Annotated in this window: 13 protein-coding genes; 8 read left to right on the top strand and 5 right to left on the bottom strand. The window is 33.6% G+C overall.

Annotated elements, in window-relative coordinates; genetic code table 11:
• The first annotated feature begins 188 nt into the window (after positions 1-188).
• The 6 genes from gyrB (at position 189) to secDF (ending at position 9,201) form a co-directional block, all read left to right on the top strand.
• Entirely contained in the window at positions 189-2,126 is a 1,938-nt protein-coding gene (gene gyrB, locus DMZ43_RS00065) for a DNA topoisomerase (ATP-hydrolyzing) subunit B (RefSeq protein WP_131505702.1), read from the top strand.
• 162 nt (positions 2,127-2,288) lie between these two features.
• Positions 2,289-3,302, top strand: a complete 1,014-nt coding sequence (locus DMZ43_RS00060; RefSeq protein ID WP_131505701.1) for a DUF6588 family protein — start codon at positions 2,289-2,291, stop codon at positions 3,300-3,302.
• Positions 3,303-3,424: 122 nt separating this feature from the next.
• On the top strand, positions 3,425-4,351 hold the full coding sequence (mdh, locus tag DMZ43_RS00055; protein ID WP_129758979.1) for a malate dehydrogenase: 927 nt from the start codon (positions 3,425-3,427) through the stop codon (positions 4,349-4,351).
• A gap of 98 nt (positions 4,352-4,449) precedes the next feature.
• On the top strand, positions 4,450-5,376 hold the full coding sequence (locus tag DMZ43_RS00050; protein ID WP_131505700.1) for a hypothetical protein: 927 nt from the start codon (positions 4,450-4,452) through the stop codon (positions 5,374-5,376).
• A 31-nt stretch (positions 5,377-5,407) separates the two neighbouring features.
• The gene (locus DMZ43_RS00045; protein WP_131505699.1) at positions 5,408-6,025 is read left to right on the top strand and encodes a hypothetical protein; all 618 of its coding nucleotides are present in this window, start codon (positions 5,408-5,410) and stop codon (positions 6,023-6,025) included.
• Positions 6,026-6,204: 179 nt separating this feature from the next.
• Positions 6,205-9,201, top strand: coding sequence for a protein translocase subunit SecDF (secDF, locus tag DMZ43_RS00040; protein WP_131505698.1), 2,997 nt, complete (start codon positions 6,205-6,207; stop codon positions 9,199-9,201).
• A gap of 95 nt (positions 9,202-9,296) precedes the next feature.
• Here secDF and DMZ43_RS00035 read toward each other — a convergent pair whose 3' ends face one another.
• The 5 genes from DMZ43_RS00035 to folE all read right to left on the bottom strand — a co-directional run bounded on the left by DMZ43_RS00035 (position 9,297) and on the right by folE (position 13,103).
• The gene (locus DMZ43_RS00035) at positions 9,297-9,794 is read right to left on the bottom strand and encodes a DUF192 domain-containing protein (RefSeq protein WP_131505697.1); all 498 of its coding nucleotides are present in this window, start codon (positions 9,792-9,794) and stop codon (positions 9,297-9,299) included.
• Complete coding sequence (gene lgt, locus DMZ43_RS00030) at positions 9,794-10,618, bottom strand: prolipoprotein diacylglyceryl transferase (protein WP_131505696.1); 825 nt, start codon at positions 10,616-10,618, stop codon at positions 9,794-9,796. Before lgt ends, DMZ43_RS00035 begins: the two co-directional genes overlap by 1 nt.
• Positions 10,619-10,684: 66 nt before the next feature.
• Positions 10,685-10,918, bottom strand: a complete 234-nt coding sequence (gene yidD, locus DMZ43_RS00025) for a membrane protein insertion efficiency factor YidD (protein ID WP_131505695.1) — start codon at positions 10,916-10,918, stop codon at positions 10,685-10,687.
• Between the two features lie 2 nt (positions 10,919-10,920).
• Positions 10,921-12,402, bottom strand: a complete 1,482-nt coding sequence (gene cysS / locus DMZ43_RS00020) for a cysteine--tRNA ligase (protein ID WP_131505694.1) — start codon at positions 12,400-12,402, stop codon at positions 10,921-10,923.
• Between the two features lie 23 nt (positions 12,403-12,425).
• Positions 12,426-13,103 carry a GTP cyclohydrolase I FolE gene (folE, locus tag DMZ43_RS00015; protein WP_129758972.1) on the bottom strand — a complete coding sequence of 226 codons (678 nt, stop codon included), beginning with the start codon at positions 13,101-13,103 and terminating at the stop codon, positions 12,426-12,428.
• Positions 13,104-13,297: 194 nt separating this feature from the next.
• On the opposite strand from folE, the gene DMZ43_RS00010 reads away from it, so the two are divergent.
• On the top strand, positions 13,298-13,765 hold the full coding sequence (locus DMZ43_RS00010; protein ID WP_129758971.1) for a hypothetical protein: 468 nt from the start codon (positions 13,298-13,300) through the stop codon (positions 13,763-13,765).
• A gap of 9 nt (positions 13,766-13,774) precedes the next feature.
• The coding region (locus DMZ43_RS00005) for a PKD domain-containing protein (protein WP_131505693.1) at positions 13,775-16,125 on the top strand (2,351 nt) is incomplete at its 3' end.

Raw genomic sequence — 16,125 nt, 5'->3', positions numbered from 1 at the left:
ATTTAAGATGCTTTTTAGACGTTTTAAGGCACTTTTGAGTAATTAACAAATGTTGATAATTTATTAACTAACTCGTTAAAATACTTTTAAAAGGCATGATAATTTGTTATCTTTGTTAGTATCTCAAAAGAGACGCAATTAGCGTCTTTTTTTCTGTAAAATAAGAACTAAATCATATTAAAATAAAAATGAGCGAAGAAAACAAAAAACAGTATGGTGCAGACAGTATCCAAGCCCTTGAGGGAATGGAGCACGTGCGTATGCGTCCATCGATGTACATTGGAGACGTAGGTGTAAGAGGTTTACACCATTTGGTTTATGAAGTAGTTGATAACTCCATTGATGAAGCTTTAGCAGGACATTGTGATAATATCACAGTAACTATAAATGAGGATAACTCAATTACCACAGAGGATGACGGTCGTGGTATTCCAGTTGGATTACACAAAAAAGAAGGTGTTTCGGCACTAGAAGTTGTAATGACTAAAATTGGAGCTGGAGGTAAGTTTGATAAAGATTCTTATAAAGTATCAGGTGGACTTCATGGTGTTGGTGTAAGTTGTGTTAACGCATTGTCTGAACACTTAAAAGCCACAGTTCACAGAGAAGGAAAAATTTGGGAACAAGAATACGAAAGAGGTAAAACTTTATACCCTGTAAAAACTATTGGTGATTCAGATAAAACAGGAACCATTGTAACTTTTAAACCAGATCCACAAATATTTCAACAAACACTAGAGTACAATTACGATACTTTAGCTAGTAGAATGCGCGAGTTGGCATACCTTAATAAAGGTATTACAGTACATTTAGTTGACAAACGTCACAAAAAAGAAGACGGAAGTTTCGAAGGAGAAACATTCCATTCAGAAGAAGGACTTTCAGAATTTGTGAAGTTTTTAGATGGTAACAGAGAGCCTTTAATGAACGATGTTATTTCTTTTGAAGGAGAGAAAAACGGAGTTCCTGTTGAGGTTGCTATGGTTTACAATACGTCGTATGCAGAAAACTTGCATTCGTATGTAAACAATATTAATACGCACGAAGGTGGAACGCATCTTTCTGGTTTCCGTCGTGGTTTGACACATACTTTAAAAAAGTATGCTGACGAATCAGGAATGTTAGATAAGCTAAAGTTTGATATTGCAGGAGATGATTTCCGTGAAGGATTAACAGCTATCGTATCAGTAAAAGTTGCCGAGCCTCAATTTGAAGGGCAAACAAAGACTAAGCTAGGAAACAGAGAAGTGTCTGCTTCAGTAAGTCAAGCGGTTTCTGAAATGTTAACTGATTATTTAGAAGAACATCCTGAGGACGCTAAAACCATTGTTCAAAAAGTAATTCTTGCAGCTCAAGCACGTCATGCAGCACAAAAAGCGCGTGAAATGGTTCAGCGTAAAACTGTAATGAGCATTGGAGGTTTACCAGGAAAACTGAGTGACTGTTCAGAGCAAGACCCAGAAAAATGTGAAGTATTCCTTGTAGAGGGAGATTCGGCAGGTGGAACTGCAAAACAAGGTCGTGACAGAGCATTTCAAGCTATTCTTCCACTACGTGGTAAAATATTGAATGTTGAAAAAGCAATGACGCATAAAGTGTTTGAAAACGAAGAAATTAAAAACATCTTCACAGCACTAGGTGTTACCATTGGTACTGAGGAAGATAGTAAAGCGTTAAACCTATCGAAATTACGTTATCACAAAGTAGTTATTATGTGTGATGCTGATATTGATGGTAGCCACATTGCAACACTTATTTTAACGTTCTTCTTTAGATACATGAAAGAACTTATTGAGAACGGTCATATTTACATTGCAACACCACCTTTATATTTGGTCAAGAAAGGTCAAAAGAAAAGCTATGCTTGGACTGATAAAGAACGTGATGCAATTGCTGAAGAATTTGGAGGCAGTGTAAGTGTGCAGCGTTATAAGGGTCTTGGAGAGATGAATGCTGAGCAGCTTTGGGATACAACAATGAATCCAGAGTTTAGAACACTACGTCAAGTAAATATTGATAATGGTGGAGAAGCAGATCGTATCTTCTCAATGTTAATGGGAGACGAAGTACCACCTCGTAGGGAGTTTATTGAAAAGAATGCTATTTACGCTAATATTGATGCGTAATTAATAGTAGCTATTATATACTAAAAGCGAATGCATTTTGTATTCGCTTTTTTTTATGTTGTAAAAAAATAAAACATCGATAAAGTGTAATTTTTTAACGACAAAATACGTTATAATCATAAATTTTACTATTTTCACCAAAAATTTAATCTACTTAGTATTATGAAAAAATGCGTTCTGTTCATGCTGTTTGTAATTACAGCTACAATTACAAATGCACAAGAAAACGTAAATGACCTATTAACAGCAGGTGTTGAGGATGCCCAACGATTTACGGCAGATTATATAGGTCCAGCTTCTGAAGGAGTGGCTTTTGGAATCAACAATGGTTGGTTTAACAATGCAAAAGCACCAAAACGTTTTGGCTTTGAAATTTCTATTATGGGAAATGCTTCTTTTATTAAAGATGAAAAAAAATCTTTTGAAATGAATGTAGCAGATTATGAAAATATTAGATTTCCTGATAATAGTCCTACCAAAACCGTAGCTACAGCTTTAGGGCATAATGATCCTGATATTACAGTTATTGCAACCTATGACGATCCTATTTTTGGAGCACAAGAAGTGGAAATAACCTTACCTACAGGTATTGGTTCAGAAAACATAAACTTAATACCAACAGCATTTTTACAAGCTAGTTTTTCACCTTTTAAAGGTACTCAACTAAAAGGACGCTTTTTTCCTAAGGTAGATACTGATGATGTTAAAGTAGGATTCTATGGTTTTGGTATACAACAAGAATTCACATCATGGTTACCAGCAGACAAAGTATTTCCTGTTGCTATTTCTGGTTTAATAGCCTACACGCATTTAGATGGAAGCTATGATTTTACTGATGGTGAATATGTAGAAGGAGAAAACCAAAAAATAGATACTGAAGTTAACACAATGCTTTTTGAATTAATAGTTGGTACTAAATTAAAAATAATCAACTTTTATGGTGGTTTAGGGTATGTTACAGGAACATCAACAACCGATTTATTAGGAACTTATAGAGTAACCGATGGTGTTTTATTTTCAGAAGAAATAATTGACCCATTTTCGGTTGAACAAGATATATCAGGAATTAGAGCTACTGTTGGAGCCAATTTAAAATTAGGTTTTTTTGGTATCAATGCTGACTATACAGTAGCAGAGTTTGATAGCGCAAGTTTAGGTCTTAATTTTTCGTTTTAAACTTGGTTAATAATAGATTTAACAAAGGCACAAGATTATTCTTGTGCTTTTTTCATTTACAGTATAATAATTTGTAATTTTGCAGTCTTAAAAATCAACACAATTTTAAAAATTATTTATATATGAAAGTAACAGTAGTTGGAGCAGGAGCAGTAGGTGCAAGTTGTGCAGAATATATTGCAATTAAAAACTTTGCATCTGAAGTTGTATTATTAGATATTAAAGAAGGTTTTGCCGAAGGTAAAGCTATGGATTTAATGCAAACCGCATCTTTAAACGGTTTTGATACAAAAATTACAGGTGTAACTAACGATTATAGCAAAACAGCTAATAGTGATATTTGTGTAATTACTTCAGGTATTCCTCGTAAGCCAGGAATGACTCGTGAAGAGTTAATAGGTATCAATGCTGGTATTGTAAAATCGGTTTCATCTAGTTTAATAGAGCATTCTCCTAACACTATAATGATTGTTGTAAGTAACCCTATGGATACTATGACGTATTTAGTACACAAAACTACTAGTTTACCTAAAAACAGAATTATAGGAATGGGTGGAGCTTTAGATTCTGCTCGTTTTAAATACAGATTAGCTGAAGCTTTAGGAGCTCCTATTAGTGATGTTGACGGAATGGTAATTGGAGGTCATAGCGATAAAGGTATGGTGCCTTTAACTGCGCATGCAACAAGAAACAGTATTAAAGTATCTGAGTTCTTATCAGAAGAAAGATTAGACCAAGTAAAAGAAGATACTAAAGTTGGTGGAGCAACACTTACAAAATTATTAGGTACATCTGCTTGGTATGCTCCAGGAGCTGCAGTAAGTGGATTGGTACAAGCTATCGCTTGCGATCAAAAGAAAATGTTCCCATGTTCAGCTTTATTGGAAGGTGAGTACGGATTAAACGATTTATGTATTGGTGTTCCTGTAATTTTAGGACGTAATGGTATTGAAGAAATCGTAAACATTGAGCTTAGTGATGCCGAAAAAGCACACATGCAAGAAAGTGCTGAAGGTGTAAGTAAAACTAACGGATTGTTAGAATTATAATCAGAACTTTATTTTAAATATATTTAGGCTATCAAAATTTTGATAGCCTTTTTTTATTTGTCATTCTATCAATTTAATCTTTAAACACAATACTCATAATGAAAAAAATCTACTATTTAATTTTTGTATTATTAATTCTAGCTTGCAATCCTTCAAGGGAGAAAAAAGAGTTTGTTTTCTTTTATGAATTTGAAAATGAAGACAGTATATCTTCTGGGGAAGTTTCAGAAACCATTTTCGTTTTAAATAAAAGACTTAATCAATTTAGTAATCAACATGAAATTACTGAGTTTGAAAGAAATAAATTGAAGGTTAAAATAACAGATTATGAGTTAGACACTCTTAGGTTAAATAAAATCATCTTAAATAAAGGAAAACTTGAATTTTGGGAGCTGTATCATGTAGAAGAAATCTTTCATGAAATTTTAAAAATCGGGAGTTTCTATGAGGATAAAGCAAAAGACTCTCTTAAAAATAAACCATTCCTGGATATGTTTACTGCTTTAGGCCATCAGTATGGGCCAATTATAGCATTTTGTAAAGCAGAAGATACAGTAGCAATAAATAAAATGCTAAACGATAAAGACACAAGATTTCAAATGAAACCAGAATATATTAATACCAAGTTTTTATGGGGAATTGCTGATGAGAATAATAATCTTCCGTTGTATGCAGCAAAATCTAATAGAAATAATATACCTCCATTAACAGGTGAATCTATTTTAAAAGCAAAACAGGTGACTGATGTTGTGGATAGACCAGCTGTTTTAATAGAAATGAATAAAGAAGGAGCAATTACTTGGGAAAGATTAACTGAAAACGCATTTAAAAACGCTTCATACATTGCTGTTACCTTAAATGATTTGGTTTACTCAGCTCCAGGAGTTACTGTAGGGCCAATACAAGGAGGATTAACTCAAATAGCTGGAGATTTTACCCTATCACAAGCGCAAGATTTAGCAATAATTTTATCCTCGCAAAAAAGTATTCCTCAATTAAGACCTATTCAAGATGTAACGCAATAACACAATCGTTATTTTTTCATATATTTGGCGCATGAATTTGAGATGGTACATTAGTACTCTGGTAATCATTTTATCTGTATTAGGTGGTTTTTCTAGCCAGCAGCAATCGTCTGTACCTAATCAGGAAGTTGTTTTACAATTTACAGGAGAACATGTAAGTCATGAAGATACACAAAATGCTATAGCTAATGTAAAACAGCAGTTGCAACATGCAGGAGCTGAAAATATTAAGGTTGTAGAGCAAGATAACGGTCAACTAAAAATTACCTATTACAGCACTTCTGACGTTACCAATATTAAAAAGCAATTATCTCAGGATAATGTTCTAGATTTAGGTGTTACTGCTTTTGATGACAAATCAAAGAGTAATAAACTTCCATCAAGAAATGCATCAATTGACTACAATGTTGATGTTTACGAAATTCATAGTAACTACGACATTGGATTAAGCGGTAAACTTGCTGTAGAATTAAAATCTGACCACGACCGATTAATAAACCCAAATGTATTTGCGCCTTCATATTACCTTAATATTGATGCCACTGAGCAATTAAGAGCGTCTAGTTATGTGTTTAGAAGATATATTGCTAACGCAATAGATAAGTATTCCTACAAAATTCCTGAAGTTAGAGCAGGACCTTTAGCTTAATCAGTTATTAAAAGATAAGTTTCTATACCCAAAAGCTTATCACTCCTATTAAAGATAGTTTTTCGTGTTTTATCGAAAAGCGCATTTAAAACCACTTATAATCATAAAAAATAATTGTCAAATTCTGAGTAAATTCTATATTTGCTCGTTTTTAAAAAATTTGACCAAAAAATAAAGTAATGCAAAACAAAGGATTAGTAAAGCTATTTGCAGTGTTATTTGGTTTGGTAAGTATATACCAATTATCATTTACATTCAAAGCTAATCAAATTGACAGTACTGCTGAAGAATTAGCAATAAGTAAATTTGATACACCAGAAGAAAGAGCAGCCGAAGAGGTAAGATACCTAGACTCTCTTAAAACAAACAAAGTTGATGTAGACGGAAAACAAGAAAGCATTAAAGTTTTCGATATAGGAATTGCCGACTACACGTACAACGAGGTAAAAGACAAGGCCATGAACCTTGGTCTTGACCTTAAAGGAGGAATTAACGTTATCCTTGAAATATCTGTAAAAGATATCTTAGTAGGATTAGCAAACGACTCTAAAGACCCAGTTTTTAACAAGGCGTTAAGTGATGCTGAGGAAATTCAAAAAGACGCTCAAGAGCCATATTTAGAGTCTTTCTACAAAGCTTTTGATGCTATAAAAGGAGACCAAAAATTAGCTTCTCCTGATATTTTTGCTAACAGAACAATGTACCCAGACATTACAAATGACATGTCTGACGATGACGTTAAAGGTATTATCAAAACTAAAGTTGATGAGTCTATCGTTTCTGCATTTGAGGTATTACGTAAGCGTATTGATAAGTTTGGTGTTACTCAACCAAATATTCAGCGTTTAGGAAACTCAGGACGTATTTTAGTAGAGCTTCCAGGAGCTAAAGATGTTGAGCGTGTTAAAAAACTTTTACAAAGTACTGCACAGTTAGAGTTTTGGGATGCGTATAGAGGAGAGCAATTTCTTCCATTCTTAGCGCAAGCTAACGAAACGTTGAAGCCTATAGTTAATACTGAAAAAGATACTGAAGTAGCTGTTGATTCTACTGTAGCTGAAAAAACTGATAGTTTAATTGATGATTTAGTAGGTGAAACAACTACTGATTCTACAGATGTAGCAGTAAACCCAATTTTTGATTTACTAAGAGGTTATGGTTCAGGAGGACCTGTAGTAGCAACTTTTGAAGCAAAAGATAAAGAGCTTGTTACTTCATACTTAAACAATCCACAGGTAAGAGCATTATTGCCAGCTGAACAACGTTATGTGAAATTTGTTTGGGGAATCCAACCAAAAGATAGTGACTATGTAGATTTATATGCACTTGTAGGAAACAGAGAAAATCAACCACCTTTAAGTGGAGCTGTTATTTCTGATGCACGTCAATCTTATAGCCAAACAGGTAAGCCATCTGTAAGTATGCAAATGGATAGCAAAGGGGCTAAGATTTGGGAAGAAATGACAGGAAAAGCGTATCAGCAACAAAGCCAAATAGCAATTGTTCTTGATGATATTGTGTATTCTGCTCCAGGTGTAACAACTGGTCCAATTTCAGGAGGTAACTCTGAAATTTCTGGTTCATTCACATTAAACGAGGCAGTAGATTTAGCTAACGTATTAAGAGCTGGTAAATTACCTGCTTCGGCTGATATTGTTCAAGCTGAAGAAGTTGGTGCAACTTTAGGACAAGAAGCTATTGATAGTGGTATTAAATCATTCTTAATTGCATTATCATTAGTATTATTATGGATGATACTATACTATGGTAAGTCAGGTATTTTTGCTGATATTGCCTTATTATTCAACATTCTTTTAATATTTGGAGTACTTTCAGGGTTAGGAGCTGTGTTAACGCTTCCTGGTTTAGCAGGTATTGTATTAACAATTGGTATGTCGGTAGATGCCAACGTACTTATTTTTGAACGTGTACGTGAAGAAATAGCAAAAGGTAAAGGACAAAAAGAAGCTGTAAAAGATGGTTTTGCTAATGCGTTGTCTTCTATCTTAGATGCTAACATTACAACAGGTTTAACTGCAATTATATTATTTGTGTTTGGTACTGGTCCAATTAAAGGATTTGCTACAACATTATTAATTGGTATTGTTACGTCTTTATTTACTGCAATATTCATCACTAGATTATTAGTTGACTGGTATGTAAACAGAGGTGGTAAACTAGAGTTCTCTACTGCGTTAACAAAAGGATTATTTAAAAACTTGAATATCGATTTTATTAGTAAGAGAAAAGTAGCTTATGTGTTTTCAGCAATTTTAATTGTTGTTAGTATTGGTTCTTTAGCTACTAAAGGATTAGATCAAGGTATTGATTTTGTTGGAGGTAGAACTTACCAAGTACGTTTTGACCAAGATGTGAATCCTGAAGAGGTTAAAGCTGATGTAGAAAGCGTTTTTGAAAGTGCTGAGGTAAAAACAATTGGTAATTCTCACCAATTGAAAATATCTACAAAGTTCATGGTAAATGAAAATTCAGCAGAAGCAGATTCTATCGTTCAAACTAAATTATACGAATCATTAAGCAAATACTTACCACAAGGAACATCGTATGACGATTTCTCTAAAGCTAAAAACAATGTAGGTAAAGTATTCTCAGGTAAAGTAAGTCCAACAATTGCCGATGATATCAAAAAAGAGTCTTTCTGGGCTGTACTTGGGTCATTAGTAGTTGTATTCTTATACATCTTATTACGATTTAAAAAATGGCAATTCTCAACTGGAGCAGTTGCTGCGGTTTTCCATGATATTATTATTGTATTAGGAGTGTTCTCTATTACTTATTCATTTATGCCATTTAGTATGGAAATTGACCAAGCGTTTATTGCAGCTATCTTAACCGTAATTGGTTACTCTCTAAACGATACAGTAGTTGTGTTTGATAGAATTAGAGAAGTGATAGCAGAAAGAGCTGGTTTTAAAGGTGGAAAAAATATTAACTCTGCAATTAACAGTACTTTAAGTAGAACATTGAATACCTCTTTAACTACGTTAGTGGTATTATTAGCAATGTTTATTTTTGGAGCTGATTCTTTAAGAGGTTTATTATTTGCACTTATAGTTGGTGTGGTTGTAGGTACATATTCTTCTGTATTTATTGCAACACCAGTTATGTATGATACTTTAAAAAACAAAGGAGAAACAGCTGAAGATAAAGAGTAAGAATTATATACTATTCTGAATAACAAAAAGCCACTCTAAATGAGTGGCTTTTTTATTTTATAGTTGTTTAAGTTTTTATTTTATAGTTTGAAAATTTATAAAGTAGTGAATGAAATGCTATCACCAGCAGTAAGCTTCCATTCATCACTTAAACCTGCGTTTATTTCAAGAACATATTTTGCAGGTGCTTTTGACGGTAACGATGTTTCGTCATAAGGCTTAGCATTTTTTTGGATATTGATAATGGTTTTATCAGCATTTAAAAAAATAATATCCAAAGGAATTTTGGTATTCTTCATATAGAAACTATGGTATTTCTCATCTGGGAAAATAAATAGCATCCCTTGAGAATCTTTCATACTATCTCTATACATTAAACCAGTTTGTGTTTGGTAATCATCATCAGCTATTTCTATATCTAAGGTTTTAACTATAGAGTCTGAAGTGCCTTTGTAAAGTGTTAGTTCACCTTCTTTTTTAAAGGAAATAACTACTGGTTTAATCGCTTTTTTGTCTTCTTTACAAGATGTGTTTGCTAAACAAAATATGCTTAAACTAGCAACATATACTATGTTGTAAATTTTCTTTCTCATTAAGAAAGCTTTGATTTAGGCTTATAAACAAACATAAAGTATAGTCCTATTAAAATAAAAGGAATACTTAACCATTGACCTGTGTTTAAAGCCCATGTAGCACGTTCTTCAACTTGTGCCTCTTTAACAAACTCAACAAAAAATCTAACAGTCCATAATAACACTAAAAACAAGCCAAATAAAAACCCTTCTTGTTCACTTTTCTTAGTTTTCCAATAGAAATAAAATAGAATAAGGAACACGAACACATAACAGATTGCTTCGTAAAGTTGTGCTGGATGTCTTGGAAAATCTTCACCCAATTTTGTAAAAACTACTCCGTAATCAGAGTTGGTTGGTTTTCCTATGATTTCAGAATTAATAAAGTTCCCAAATCGAACAAAAACAGCTCCAGAAGCTACAGGAATTACAACTCTGTCTAATATCCAAAGCACCGATTTTTTAAGCACTTTCTTATTGTATAAATACATTGAGACAATCATAGCCATAGCAGCACCATGACTAGCTAGTCCTTGAAACCCTGTAAAATGAATACCTCCTTTAAAGCTAAAAGGTAAAAAGACGCTAAAGAAATCTTCTTTAAAAAGTTCAGGTTGGTAAAAAATAACATGACCTAATCTAGCACCAAGCATAATACCTACTACAGAATAGATAAAGAGCGAGTCTAAAGATTCGTTGCTTTCGTTTTCATTTTTATAAATGCGTTTCATGATGTAGAAACCAAGTATAAAAGCTACTATCCACATCATACTGTAATAATGTAGTGTGAAAAAGCTTAAGTCTATTCCTTTTGATGGGTTCCAGTCTATATGTAAAAAATGCATGTCTTTATTTTTTCAAAGGTAAATATACTACTTTGAGTGTGACTAAGTGTTAAGTATTTTTGAAAATTAGTTTTCCTTTTCAGGAACAGGGTCAAAACCAGAACCTCCCCAAGGATGACAACTAAAAATCCTTTTTATTGCCAGTTTTCCACCTTTTAATAAGCCATGTTTTAATAATGCGTCCTTTGTGTAGTAAGAACAAGTAGGTTGGTATCTACATGTTGAAGGTAGAAAAGGTGAAATTAATGTTTGATAGACCTTTATTAAAAATAAAAAAGGAGCTATTATAATTTTTTTCATGACTAGTTTGTCGTAAAAGTAGTTCCTTCTTTACCATCTTTAAGCTGAATTCCAGCTTCAGCTAATTCGTCACGTATTTTATCAGATAAAGCAAAGTCTTTATTAGCTCTGGCTTCTTGTCGTAATTTAATTAAAATATCAACAGCAGCAGATAATTTATCAGTACCAGATTCTTTCTTTGATTCGTTTTGTAACCCTAAAACATCAAATGTAAATGCGTACATAGTTTGTTTTAGAAGTTTTAAATCATCAGAAGTAATAGAGGCTTTACCGTCTTTTATTTGGTTGATGTATTTAGCAGCATCAAATAAATGAGCTATTAATATTGGAGAATTAAAATCATCATTCATAGCATCATAACAGTTCTGTTTCCATTCAGAAACATTAAATGTAGATGTAGAAGCAGACGATATGTTATCTAGTAAATTAATAGCATCCATTAATCTATGAAACCCTTTTTCGCTTGCCAATAAGCCATCGTCAGTAAGGTCTAATACACTTCTGTAAGACGATTGAGCATTAAAAAAACGTATAACACTTGGTGAATATGCTTTACTGAAAAATTTGTTGTCACCAGAAAGTAACTCGTCAGGGTTTACAGTGTTACCTGTAGATTTAGACATACGCTGTCCATTAAGATGAAGCATATTAGCATGCATCCAGTAGTTAACAGGCGATTGTCCTTTAGCAGCTTCGTTTTGAGCAATTTCGCACTCGTGATGTGGAAATTTTAAGTCCATACCACCACCATGAATATCAAAACGGTCACCAAGATATTTGGTACTCATTGCTGTACATTCTAAGTGCCAACCAGGAAAACCATCGCTCCAAGGAGAAGGCCAACGCATAATGTGTTGTGGTTCGGCTTTTTTCCAAAGGGCAAAATCTTGCGGATTTTTTTTATCGCTTTGTCCATCAAGTTCACGTGTGTTGTGGATTAAATCGTCCAACTTACGTTTACTTAACTTGCCATAATCATTCGTTTCATTAAACTTGTGTACATCAAAATATACTGACCCGTTTACTTCGTAAGCAAAACCATTTTTTATTATGGTGCTAATAAGTTCAATTTGTTCAATAATATGACCTGTAGCTGTAGGCTCAATACTTGGTGGTAAAAAATTGAAAATACTTAAAATGTTGTGAAAGTCTACAGTGTAGCGTTGCACAACTTCCATAGGTTCAATTTGCTCTAAACGCGCCTTTTTTGTGATTTTGTCTTCACCAGCATCAGCATCGTTTTCTAAATGACCAGCATCAGTAATATTTCTTACATAACGTACTTTATACCCTAAATGCTTTAGGTATCTAAAAACCATATCAAAAGACATAAAAGTTCTTACATTACCTAAATGTACATTACTGTAAACTGTAGGTCCACAAACATACATGCCTACATACCCTTCGGTAATAGATTTAAAAGGTTCTTTTTGTCCGCTTAATGAGTTGTAAATTTTAATGTGTTGCTGGTCGTAAAGATGCATTTGCTTTTTGTGTGATGTTTAAACTAAAATTGAGTGTCTAATTTAATATAATCTAAGAATTCTCTACGAGTTTCTTCATTTTTAAATTTTCCTCCAAATTCAGAAGTGACTGTGCTGCTTTCTATATCTCTAATCCCTCTAGAGTTAACGCACAAGTGTTTAGCATCAATAACACAAGCTACATCTTCAGTATTTAAAACACTTTGAAGTTCTTTTACGATTTGTATGGTAAGACGTTCTTGTACTTGAGGTCGCTTTGCGTAATAATCGACAATACGATTCATTTTTGAAAGACCTACAACTGTACCGTTAGATATGTAGGCTACATGAGCTCTACCAACAATTGGTAATAAGTGATGTTCACAAGTAGAATAAACAGTTATGTTTTTTTCTACTAGCATTTCACCATATTTATATTTATTGTCAAAGGTTGACGCGCTAGGTTTTTTATCAGGATTTAAACCTCCAAAAATTTCCTTCACAAACATTTTAGCAACACGCATAGGTGTGCCGCTAAGGCTGTCATCAGTCAGGTCTAGACCTAAAGTCTCCATTATGTGTCTAACGTCATCCTTAATAATGTCTATTTTTTCATCATTAGTAAGGTTAAAAGCATCAGATCGCATTGGAGTGTCGGCAGAAGTGCCAATGTGGTCATTACCAATAGAATCAAAATCTTCTATGTCTTTTTCTATTTTCATTACAATTTTAAAAATAAGGTCAATTTAAACAGAAGGCAAAGATAAGCAATTAAAAAAATTGAACACAAGGTAGGTGTTTTTTAATTTCAGTTGTTATATAAATAAGCTGTGTAAAAGTTAATTTCATTAACATATTAACATAGTCTTTATTAAAAAATTCTTAAATTTCACGTCTTTTAAAAATTGATAAAGCAATGAAAATTAAATTACCGTTTCTACTTGCTGTATGTGTGTGTTTTATGACATTTTACTCAGCAAATTCTCAAAACATTAAACCTTCAATTTCGCTCATTAAGTATAATGATAATGTTAATGCTCCTTTAAATAGTAAAGAGTTAAAACAAATTAATGAAGTCTATGGAGATAAGTCTAATGAGTATGTGTTAAACAGACCTCAAAGATTAAAGGACATTAAAAACTTATTAAGGAATAGAATTGAAATAAAACTTATTTCTAATCCTAACGACCAAAAACAATGTCCATTACTTTCAGAAGTACCATTGTTAAACTATTATGTTAGTGATTTACGAAGAGATACGGTTTTTAATCCTCAAACTTTTAATCCTTTAAAATACTTATTCAATGTTAATGGTCTGTCTGGTGAAATGTACCGAGTAGATAACACCAATTACTTTATCATAATTAAGTCTCAATTCCAATAAAAAATTGCAATGAAAAAAATTACATTTTTAATACTGTTTATATTTTCTTTTACAGCATACTCTCAAGATGTTTCAATGCAGAATGGTACAGTAAGCCAATGCTCTGGAACGTTTTATGACTCAGGAGGTGCATCTGGGCCTTATTCAAGTAATGAAACATTGGTGTTCACTATTTGTCCTGAAAATCCAGGTCAATTAGTTCAATTAAACTTTACAGCTTTTAACACCCAGTTAGGTGCAGATATAATGACTATTTATAATGGAGATAGTACAGCATCTCCTGCTTTTGGGTCGTTTGATGGAGTTAATAACCCAGGTTTTGTAAGTGCTACAGAATCTAACCCTACAGGGTGTCTTACAATTGAGTTTACTTCAGATGGATCTGGTACAACAACAGGTTGGGCTGCAGATATTTCTTGTTTAACACCTTGTCAGGTTATTACCTCTCAAATTGATTCAGCTACGCCAGCTCCAAATGGAGATGGTTATATAAGAGTTTGTCCTAATGAGGAAATTACACTTACAGGTAGTGGTAACTTTGAGTTTGATGGTACAGGAGCAACATATGAGTGGGATTTAGGAGATGGTAATACTATTGCAGGACAAACAGCTACGTTTTCATATGCAACACCAGGAGTGTATATTGTAAATCTTGATATTAGAGATGCAAATACAAGTGTTGATCCTGATGGGTGTCCAAATACTAATTTAATAAATCAAGTTATTCAGGTAGCTACTGAGCCAGATTTTACAGGTACTCAAGCTGCTGAAAGTACAATTTGTTTTGGAGAATCTACTACTATCGAAGGTGTGGTAAATGCAGTACCTTTTATAAACGACTGTACGCCTCCAGTAAGTGGTACAACATTCTTACCAGATGGTTCGGGTGCTGTTTATGAAACTTGCATCACTGTAGATTGTTTTGATTCAGCTCAAACATTAACAGATCCAAATCAGCTTTTGAATGTCTGTGTTAATATGGAGCACTCATATTCTGGAGATTTAGATATAACTATAATTTCACCGAATGGTCAAGAAGCCGACTTATTTACACAAGCAGGAGGTGGTACTTACTTTGGAGGTGCTAATGATGATGGAACCAATACACCTGGTGTTGGAGCAGATTATTGTTTTTCAATGTCAGGATCTGTTTTATTAGAAAATGCTCCAACTATTACAGCAGGATCTAACCCTCCAGGAAACTCATGGGCACCAGGTACATATTTGCCTGTAGAATCTTTTGCAAGTTTAGTTGGTAGCCCACTTAATGGAGATTGGTGTATTAGAATTGTAGATAATTTAGCTATAGATAATGGATATGTATTTTCTTGGGGAATGAATTTTGACCCAAATATTCAACCTCCTGAATTATCATTTACTCCAGTAATTACTTCTGAAGCTTGGGATGCAGATCCATCAATTACTAATACAGCAGGAAATGTTATAACAGTTCAACCTGCTACTGAAGGTACACATTGTTATACTTACAGAGTTACTGATGACTTTGGATGTGAATATACTGAGCAAGTTTGTATTAATGTACTACCTGAGATAGTTACAGATCCACCAAATGATTTATTCATTTGTGATACAGGAGTTCCTCCATATATATTTGATTTAAGTTCTAATACTCCTGTTGTTCTAGCTTCCTCTCCAATACCAGGAGATATGGTTGTCACTTATCATGAAACCGCTTTTGATGCCGATGATGATACAAATGCAATTGCAAACCCTGGAGCATATTCTGGTACTGATGGACAAGTGATTTACATCAGAATTGAATATTTAACATCAGATTGTTATGAAATATTGACTTTCACTTTAAATGTTTCTGGTCAGCCTATAATTAATCCAGTTTTAGACCTAGAAGTCTGCGATGATGACAGCAATGATGGATTTGAGGATTTTGATTTAACGGTTCAAGATTTAGGTATTTTAGGCGCACAACCTTCTACAGATTTTGTAGTGACGTATTACACAAGTTTTGCTGATGCCGATTCAGGGTCCAATGCACTAGTGAGTCCTTACACCAATACCGTTAACCCACAACCTATCTATGTACGAGTAGAGAGTGCAGGAGATTCTAATTGCTACATAGCCTCACCACTTCCGGTGTTCAATTTAGTAGTTAACTATAGAGCCATAGCAACAGAGCCATCAGATATGGTAGTTTGCGATGACGCTTCCAATGATGGCGTAGCTCAGTTTGATTTAACCACACAAGACGCTACTATATTAGGCGGTCAAGACCCATTGGTTTATACAGTAACCTATTACGAGACCCAAGCAGATGCAGAAGCACCTATGAATGCTATAGCAAACCCAGCAACCTATACCAATACAGGTAACCCACAGACGAT

It is taken from the genome of Meridianimaribacter sp. CL38 (assembly GCF_004328055.1).
Classification (GTDB): Bacteria; Bacteroidota; Bacteroidia; order Flavobacteriales; family Flavobacteriaceae; genus Gaetbulibacter_B; species Gaetbulibacter_B jejuensis.
This window is presented reverse-complemented; position numbering and strand designations above follow the sequence as displayed.